This is a genomic window from Calothrix rhizosoleniae SC01 (genome assembly GCF_900185595.1).
Taxonomy (GTDB): domain Bacteria; phylum Cyanobacteriota; class Cyanobacteriia; order Cyanobacteriales; family Nostocaceae; genus Calothrix_A; species Calothrix_A rhizosoleniae.
Genome location: NZ_FYBH01000154.1, coordinates 20,682 through 29,882, shown reverse-complemented (window position 1 = coordinate 29,882; position 9,201 = coordinate 20,682). Strand labels below are relative to the sequence as shown.

The 9,201-nt window shown below is 40.3% G+C and carries 7 protein-coding genes; 3 read left to right on the top strand and 4 right to left on the bottom strand.

Annotated elements, in window-relative coordinates:
* Positions 1-826: ATP-grasp domain-containing protein (locus CALSC_RS09100; protein ID WP_235006735.1), on the top strand; the 826-nt coding region annotated here is incomplete at its 5' end.
* Positions 827-1,003: 177 nt separating this feature from the next.
* On the opposite strand, the gene CALSC_RS09095 is transcribed toward CALSC_RS09100, so the two are convergent.
* Positions 1,004-1,306: a small RNA NsiR4-regulated ssr1528 family protein gene (locus CALSC_RS09095; RefSeq protein WP_088241042.1), complete on the bottom strand. Its 303-nt coding sequence runs from the start codon at positions 1,304-1,306 to the stop codon at positions 1,004-1,006.
* A gap of 172 nt (positions 1,307-1,478) precedes the next feature.
* Here CALSC_RS09095 and CALSC_RS09090 point away from each other — a divergent pair, with 172 nt between their 5' ends.
* Complete coding sequence (locus tag CALSC_RS09090; protein ID WP_088241041.1) at positions 1,479-1,862, top strand: hypothetical protein; 384 nt, start codon at positions 1,479-1,481, stop codon at positions 1,860-1,862.
* A gap of 354 nt (positions 1,863-2,216) precedes the next feature.
* Here CALSC_RS09090 and CALSC_RS09085 read toward each other — a convergent pair whose 3' ends face one another.
* The 3 genes from CALSC_RS09085 to CALSC_RS09075 form a co-directional block, all read right to left on the bottom strand.
* Complete coding sequence (locus CALSC_RS09085) at positions 2,217-2,468, bottom strand: hypothetical protein (RefSeq protein WP_088241040.1); 252 nt, start codon at positions 2,466-2,468, stop codon at positions 2,217-2,219.
* 101 nt (positions 2,469-2,569) lie between these two features.
* Positions 2,570-5,611 (bottom strand): phosphoenolpyruvate carboxylase, encoded by a 3,042-nt coding sequence (gene ppc, locus CALSC_RS09080; protein ID WP_088241039.1) that lies wholly within the window; start codon positions 5,609-5,611, stop codon positions 2,570-2,572.
* A 119-nt stretch (positions 5,612-5,730) separates the two neighbouring features.
* Complete coding sequence (locus CALSC_RS09075) at positions 5,731-5,964, bottom strand: hypothetical protein (protein ID WP_088241038.1); 234 nt, start codon at positions 5,962-5,964, stop codon at positions 5,731-5,733.
* A gap of 222 nt (positions 5,965-6,186) precedes the next feature.
* Here CALSC_RS09075 and CALSC_RS09070 point away from each other — a divergent pair, with 222 nt between their 5' ends.
* On the top strand, positions 6,187-9,168 hold the full coding sequence (locus tag CALSC_RS09070) for a DUF1574 family protein (RefSeq protein ID WP_088241037.1): 2,982 nt from the start codon (positions 6,187-6,189) through the stop codon (positions 9,166-9,168).
* Positions 9,169-9,201: the final 33 nt, after the last annotated feature.

Below are 9,201 nucleotides of genomic sequence, written 5' to 3'. Positions count from 1 at the left end.
TCCAAACTTTGACTTGCTTATCAATACAATTGCCTGTCCGGATCTTAAACGAGAATCATTACTAGCTGCAGCTAGATTGGTGGATCGCTATCCTCATATTCCAGTAATTAATGATCCCCGTCGTGTCCTGGAAACAACTCGTGAGCGCAACTCCCTGCGCCTGAACATGATTCCAGGGATTTGCTTCCCAAAAACGGAAAAAGTCTGGTGGGACGGAATTTCATTGGATCTGATCGCTAAAGAGATAATTGGTTTGGGCTTTGTCTTTCCCATGATTATCCGTCAAGTCGGTACGCAAACTGGAAGCAGTGTTGCTCTGGTTAAAAGTGAGCAAGCACTCCGCGCTCATTTTCAGAAGAGTTCTGCAAACAAGGAGTATTACGTTATCCAGTTCAAGGACTGCCGTAAGTTTCAGAATGTTAATGTTTACAACAAGACAAGAGTATTTTTCATTGATCGCAATTTTTATCCAGTAGCTCATCTATTCAACGATTCCTGGAATATTCACTCTGGTGATCGCTATAGCCTCATGGATAAGGCTCCTTGGACACAGTATGAGGAGAAGTCTTTTCTCAACAATCCACTGAGTTATCTGGGTAGCGAAAATTTTAATAAACTATGCAAAATTCGTGACTTGATTGGTCTTGATTTCTTCGGGATTGACTTTACAATCCTCCCGGATGGCAAATTATTTATCTTTGAACTCAATGCAGCAATGCGACATAATTTTGATCATGCGAAGAATTTCCCTTACACTGAACCCCACCTAAAGCGGATATCTGAGGCTTTCGACACTATGGTGCAACGCCGTCTTAAGGCTCAGTAAAGAAGGTTTCGTTGCAAAAAATAAAGCTATTGATTAGTTAAATCAATGTTTCTTCCCCCACTAGACTTTTTATGAAAGTTTCTTCCAGTTTTCAGGAATTCTCAAAGTAGTTGAAAAGTGTTTGGCGATCGCAATTGTCTAATTGGGGAGATTGGATTGATTTGAGCAAATCCATGATCATTTATTGTAAAAAAAAGCAATTTCCTTGTCTTTGAGGGCTGCAAAACCGGCTTCTACAAGTTTTTGGTTTAGTTCTGTTTGAGAAATATGTTTTGCTCCAATTCTGACAATACGCGATCGCATGGTATTAGAAACGCCACTACGCTGTCTATTGGCTTCTAATCCCATTACCTGTTTATAAAGCTCTAGTTTGACTGGGGGAATGGGTGAGCCATCGAAATCGATGCCTGATGCGATCGCTTGATCAATAGCATCAGCACCTTTATTGTTGGATTTTACTCGATTGGTATCAGCACTCATGACAGTTTCTGCAATTGTATTTCCTATCTCATACTGAATTTTACCAGGCTGTGAGTAGCCCCAATCAAAAAAAATGACTCTGAATAAAATACCGTATTTATGCGTATACGCTTGTCACTTTTAGCTCTTTTAGTTTAATCTCAAATTAATTAGCTAGCAATTCGGTGGTATCATGCATAATTCTTATACTTCGGATCGAGATAATCAGTTACTCCAAAAATCACTGACTAATAAAATTATTGATAATTATTTTGATAACACAGAAAGCTGGCTACGAGCTATTTTAAGGATGTGTGTTTTCTCCATCACTCATCTAGAGGGAGAACCAGTATTTATGGTGGGATGTCCAAATCAAGCGGTAGCAAAACGTCTCAGTCGGAAAATTTATCCGTTTCAAGGTATCGTATATTATTTGACCAATAATTTTAGTACAAGCGATCGCTCCCTATTTTGCTATCAACAACGTCTTAGTGGTGATTGGCACTGTTTTGATACTGATACTGGTTGTTGGATAAGTTTGACTCATTTACAAAATTCTACAGCTTCCAATGAGTAGTTGGTTGATATTAAATAACCCGAGTTTGGGTTAAGGAAACTGCGACATATGGGTAGGGGCACGGCATCGGTCAATCTTTCAATATATAAAAGTATCTTACTGGTACCGTGCCCTTACGAAGAATTTATATATTACAAACATTATTTGAATTGGTATTGTTCTGAAAAAACGATTATATATAAAACAGTAAGGCTTTGAAATTTTAAGGGATAATCATTTCTTACTTTAATCTGAATTCAGGTTATCAAAGCCCAGTTAATTTTTGCCTTAATCTTCTATGTGGGTTAATCGCTGATTACCATCAACCAAAAGGACTTTAACCCAATCTGCTTAACCAAAACTCAGTTTAAATACCTATGATTGTTTGCGAATAATCAAACCGCCTACAAATGCACCTAAAATAGTCCCAGTCCAGACTCCTGTAGTACTTCCTTGCCAGGTTGCTCCTGGTATTACCCAAACTTGGCAAATTTGTTTCCTACCCCAACCTTGTTGTTGACATTGCTGTTGATGGAGCCTGGAGGTAATTTGTCCACCCAAAAAACCCCCAGACAAGCCAGCTAACCATGCTAAAGAAGTACAAATAAGAACTTTATTTTTCATCACCAGCTTTGAGGAAGTGTGGGAAGTGTGGGAAGTGTGGGGAGATGAAATAACTAACTAGCAACTAGCAACTAGCAACCATCACTCCATCACTCCATCACTCATCAACCCGTATTCCTCATCCCAGCAGCAATACCATTAATTGTCAACAATGCTCCCCGCAGTAACTCCCCTTTACTATAACGAGAGTGAATGACCCCAGATGTTGCCATATTACGTGACTCCCGTAGGCGTTTGAGTAAGGTCACTTGAATAAAACCTAGGGGGACAATAGTACCATTACGTAACTGTACTGACCTTTGTAAAACTGGATCCCCATCTAGGAGTGTTTGATTACCAGTGATTTGTAATACTAAATCCCTGGTGAGATAAAATTCATCGACAATTTGCTCAAAAACCTTCTCAAATCTGGGCTTATCTTCTGGTTGAGATAATTCTTCCACATAGCGACTTGCCATTTGTAAGTCTACCTTGGCTAGGGTCATTTCCGCTTTGGAAATCACCATTTTGAAAAATGGCCATTTGACGTAGAAATACCGCAGTAATTTCAGGTGTTCTTCTGGTTGTAACTGCACAAATTCTTGTAAGGCTGTACCAATTCCGTACCAAGAAGGCAGTAATACCCTTGTTTGTGTCCAGCTAAATACCCAGGGAATTGCCCGCAGACTGCTCAATCCTTTCTTCCCAGAAGGACGACGAGCTGGACGAGAACTGATTTGTAATTGGCTAATTTCCTCAATGGGGGTAACTTGATGAAAAAAGTCAATGAAATCCGGTTGCTCGTAAATTAAGGCTCGATAATGACTCCGCGATCGCGCTGCTAATTCTTCTAGTATGTCATTCCATGGTTCAATATCATCAAAACCAGTGCGTAGTAAGCTCGCTTGAATGACGGCTGTGGTAATTGTTTCTAGGTTGTATAGTGCTAAATCCCGGAGGGAATATTTAGAAGCTAACACTTCTCCCTGTTCAGTAATTTTGATGCGTCCATTGATACTATGACCTGGTTGAGCCAAAATCGCCTCGTAAGCGGGACCACCTCCCCGTCCCACAGAACCACCCCTACCATGAAAAATTCTCAGGTTTAAGTCATATTCTTCAGCGATTTTTTGCAGGGATTTTTGAGCTTTGTGAATTTCCCAGTTACTGCTTAAAAAGCCGGAGTCTTTGTTGCTGTCGGAATACCCCAACATTACTTCTTGGAGGTTGGGAGTCAGAGGAATAGAAGATATACTCTGTCCAGATGGCTCAACTTTTTCATAGCCTCCAGCTAATAAAGCCCGATACAGAGGTAACTCAAATAAATCACGCATCACCTTACGGGAGCGTTGTAAGTCTTCTACAGTCTCAAATAGGGGTACTACCCTAATTGTGCCAATGGCTGTACCAGGATCGTAAAGTCCGGCTTCTTTTGCCAGTAATAAAACTTCTAGGACATCGCTAACTTCCCGGCACATACTAATAATGTAGGTTTGGCAAATATTATTACCAAACTCCTGCTGCAAGGTTTTCAGCATCCGGAAAGTTTCAATCACATCATTGACTTTTTCCGAAAATGGCAGTTGTGTAGGAATTAAGGGGCGACGAGTTTGCAACTCCTCCACTAACCAAGCTACTCTTTCAGCTTCAGACAATTCGTCGTATGGTTTTTGGTGAATTCCCAGGTATGCCAAAACTTCATTAATGGTATCTGAGTGACGGGATGATTCTTGGCGAATGTCTAATTGAGTCAGGTGAAAGCTAAAAATTTCGACTTGGGAAATCAAATTATCTAATTGCTGACAGCTTAAGCCTGTTTCGCTGAGATTGTGCTGTATTAAGCGTAGTTCAGCTAAAAATTCTTCTCCAGAGTGGTAAATTGGTGGTTGTTCACCTTTGGGAACTTCATTTTTAGACAGAATTTGGTTGCGAGCCCGAGTATTTTCCAATCGCTTGAGTATGTAAGCTAGTTTCAGGCGATAGGGTTCTTGACGATATCGCAATGACCATTCATCATAAACTTGACTCAACTGGGATTGCTCTATTTCCAACGATTCCAACAAATCTGGCAGTACATCACTCCAATGCATGGAAACGCTCAATAGTTCTATCAACTGCTTCACAGAGGTGATGTATTTATCTAGCACAATATTGCGTTGATAGCAAGCTGTTTGCCAAGTAATGGCTGGTGTTACTGATGGATTCCCATCACGATCGCCACCAACCCAGGAGCCAAATTTACAGAAATTCTTATTTGGTGGTTCTAGCCAAGGGAAGGTTTTATGCAAGGTATGTACAAACCGTTGATAAAGGTGGGGAATCCCTTCAAATAAGACTTCTTGAAAATAGTGTAAGGAATAATCCACTTCATCCAACACAGTGGGTTTAAACTGGTGTAGTTCGTCAGTGCGCCACCACAGGCGAATTTCTTCTACTAATTTGGAGCGAATTTTTTCTGCTTCCAAATTGTATAGTTCTCCACCACTACCAGTGCGTTTTTCCATCCCATCCAATTCTTGCAGTGATTGAACGACTCTTCTTTGTTTCCCGCGAATGGTATGGCGGACTATTTCTGTGGGGTGAGCTGTAAATACTAGTTGTACATCCAGCTGAGAAATGAGTCGTTGAATTTGTTGGGGTGGTACATTCAACTGGAATAATTGGGGAAATAAGGCAGCAAGAGTACCTTTCTGTTGATCATTAGGTCTTGCTTGCCAACTTTTATGGAGTAAGTCCGCACCTAAACCACTGTTAACAGGACTTGTTTGTGACTGTGGGGATGGGAAAATATTAGGTAAGGCTGACTGATTATCTACTTCGGTATCTTCTTCATAACGATGTAATTGCTGCCGTTGCTCGTAGTCCTGTTCTATGATGTTGATCAACTGAAAATAAAGTGCAAAAGCCCGAGCAGCTCTAATGGCTTCATTGATATTTAATTGTTCGATCAACTTAAAGGCAGAAGCGGCTTGTTCCTTAGTTGCTTGTCCTTCTGGTGAACACGAATCCCGTAATTGGCGCAGAAGATCCACCATTTTTTGACCGCATTCTTGTCGGAGAACGGACTCCCATAATTCTTCCATTACCTGGAGGCGATGGCGTAAAAATAAATCAGATGCAGGGTAGATATTCACAGCCCGACCAAAAGAGTATAAAAGGGAACTCATATTCCTAATATTCTGGTTAATTCAGATTAATGGTGTTGATGATTTTTTGTTTTACAGTTAAAGTTCATAGCAAAGTCTAAAAATCACCATAATTGATTTTGATATGTATAATTTTTAACTTATTCTTGGAGGTTTGATGGTTCGGGAAAATTGAGTATGGGCAAACGTTCACCTCGAAACAATTCTTCGCTAGCTGTTCCCAGGGCAATAAATGTCTCACTGGTTGCCTTTGTGGCGACTAACAGCGCCATGGTAGATACTGTACCCAATTGTAGTAGGAAAGATTGGGGAATCTGAAACAGTAATAATTCTAGTCCTGAATGATCTGATGGATTATGGGTAGATTGTGACATCGTTAAGAACAATTTTGTGGGCAAGTTAATGAAAAAAAAGTCAAAATTTAGTAACAGTTTAATCAACCAAAGGAATAAAACTATGTTTCATGAGTTTAACGCTGCAACAGCCTAGGAAATTAATGATACAAATGCAAAATTAAACGCTCAATACTATAGTTCTAGTTTACAAGTCTAAAACCCCTCCCCAATAAAAGTTCTTTGCCAAACAGTTAATTGCCCATGAAAATAGTATTACCAGATAGCCAGGAATCCTTAGTGCAATGGATTAGCCAAGCAACAGGTATTAGCACCTTTGGGGTCAAAGTCCGATTGCGGGGAAATGACTTACATATTCTGTGTGAAAGTGTAGATTGTCCCCAACGTTGGCATACACTGTCTGATTTACTACAGGCACTGCAACAAACCGATTTAGATGTTCTCACGAACCGGGAACAATCCTCAATATACCAAGTATTTGTCTATGGTAGAAAAAAAGGGGAGGTAAGACCTCAATGGTGTCATCGTGTTTATTTAAATCAACTAGAGAGGCATTTAGAACAGGTAAATCAAATTCTACTTGCCGATACTTCAGAACTGAGCCAGCCGCCTGGGGTATTGGTTGTCTCGAATGAAAGTTTAGCACGGCAAGGAGATCCAGATGCGATCGCTCGTTATTTGAGCGAAACTTTAAGTAATTTGGGTGTGGCTGTACAGGTACAGGTGAAGCCGCAGAATTCTACAGATACAGAAAATAGTGCTTCCCCGTCCAATCGTTTATGGGTGTTTTGTGCTTCTGGCTATACTCCCGATCCTTCTTTAATTGCTGAGCCAGTAGCTCAGAAGTTACGTTCCCTAGAGTTATCTGGCTACCAAGATGCAATCATTGCAGCTCAAGTTCAGGGTGAAAGTCAACCAGACTGGCTGTTGCGAATTGATTTAACCCCACCTGAAGTCATGCTCAAGGAATGGGCAAGATGGGGGGATATGCAAGCGATCACTTCATTATTATCCCAAAAGTTTGCCCAATTCCGCATTAGAATAAATACCTCTTTGCAGGAGTCAATCCTACACATATTTTGCACTCCAATTAATCAAGCCCTGAAAACCGCACTAGCACCGACAAAAGAATTGTGTTTGCGGATAATTAAATCGGAATTAGAAGCGATCGCTCCCCAAGGAATTACAGCTGCTAGTGTATATGGACAACAAACTACCCAAAGCCAACCGGAATGGGTTGATTGGCTGAACCTTCCAGCCCAGGAGCATGATTCTTTCCAGCCATCAGCATTAGAGTTAGCTGGTAGGGGAGATGAGCCAGCAATTGTATTTTTACTGGAACGTTTGTTAAATCCCAATTTAGATGTTCGTCTGCAAACGGGTGGTTTGCGGGTTATTCTCTTACGTAAAGATGACTTGCTGCACATAATGTGTGACGCACCAGTATGTCCCGGACGCAAACGGGTATGCAAAACCGTTGCCAAGTTTCTCCAACAATTAGCCATTCCTGGAATTGGAGGGGTAAGAATTTATGGACGAAGAGCGGGTAATAAGGAACCTTTTTGGCACTATGGTGTAGATTTCTACAGTCGTCAACGTTTAGTCCCAGAAGCAACCCCAGAATTTGCTGCTACATCTGCCTATGTGGGAGATTTAATACCTATTCCTAATGCGGAACCAGTCATTCGTCCTGATGTTACCAACCAAGAAGTGAAAAACTTTGTTGGTGAGTTGGTACGTGGTTGGGGAAAAAATGGGAAAAATTTACTGTTGAAAACCCAACTTTTTACTGAAATCAACCAACCCCAAGAGAAGATTTCCATAGAGAAAAAACATTGGGTGGGTTTAATTTGGGGTTCTTTAGGACTGTTACTCACTTTTCAAACTGACTTGCTGTTGAGTCAAATGGTGACTCGTTCCTCTTCTTCTAACTCTGTGATTACTCCAGTTTCAGCTTCATCTCTCATATCCAATGCGGAATCATCCCCAGAACCTACAAATAAGGCTTTGTTGCCCAATTCTAGAGATATCCAATCCTCAAAAGAGCAGGTGGCTGGATTTAATTATTCGGTATTTACTAGTAAGGAAGTATCTAAAACAATTAAATTAAAAGCTAGCCCACGGAAAAAGAGTGCGAAAGCAACTGCTACTATCTTGGCTGCACGCAACCGCAAACACAGTTTTAATTCTTGGCAATTAGACGAACAACTGGCACTTTATAGACAAAAGTTAACAATTAAGGGAAAACCGCCACAAGTTTTAATCATCGGCTCTTCCAGGGCGCTTAGGGGTATAGATCCAGTTGCACTTTCTCGGGGATTAGCAACCCAGGGTTACACCGATATTGATGTATTTAATTTTGGTATTAATGGAGCCACAGTCCAAGTAGTTGATTTTATTTTGCGCCATGTATTAAAGCCTACAGAACTACCAAAATTGATGATTTGGGCAGATGGCTCTCGTGCTTTTAATAGTGGTCGGGAAGATGCTACATTCAAAGCGATCGCATCGTCTCCTGGATACAAGCATGTATTACAACAATCAGCCGCTACTCCCAATCAAAGTTTATGGGTAAATAATTCTCACCCAGCAAGCAACAATAAATTTAATCCTCAGGGTTATACCAGTATAAATGAGTCTTTAAATCAAGTTGTAGCAGAATTTTCTGCAACCTATCAAAACCGCGATCAATTAAAACAAGCATTAAATCAAACTCTGAGTTCTTTACCTGTAATTAAAACATTATCTTCACAGAATCAATCTTCCGTGGATGTCAATAAACAAACAGAACCCCAGCTAGTTGATTTTGATGGTTTTTTACCTTTATCGAAACGTTTTAATCCCTCTGAATATTATCAAAAGCATCCAAAAGTTAGTGGGACTTATGATAACGATTACCAATCTTTTCGACTATTAGGTATTCAAGATGCAGCATTACAATCAGTTCTCAATTTCTCCCAACAAGAGAAAATTACTATTGTGTTTGTCAATATGCCTCTTAGTCAAGAATATTTAGACCCAGTTCGCACTAAATACGAGCAAGAATTTCAACAATATATGTTAAGCTTTGTTGCCCACCCAAATTTTGTTTACAGAGACCTGAGTCAATTATGGCCAAAGGGTTATGACTTTTTCTCTGACCCCAGCCATCTTAACCGTTATGGTGCCTATGAAGTCTCGAAAAAATTAGCTCATGATCCCATGATTCCTTGGCGGAAAAATTAATTTATAGACTCGGTTCCTGGCTTTTAATTCTAA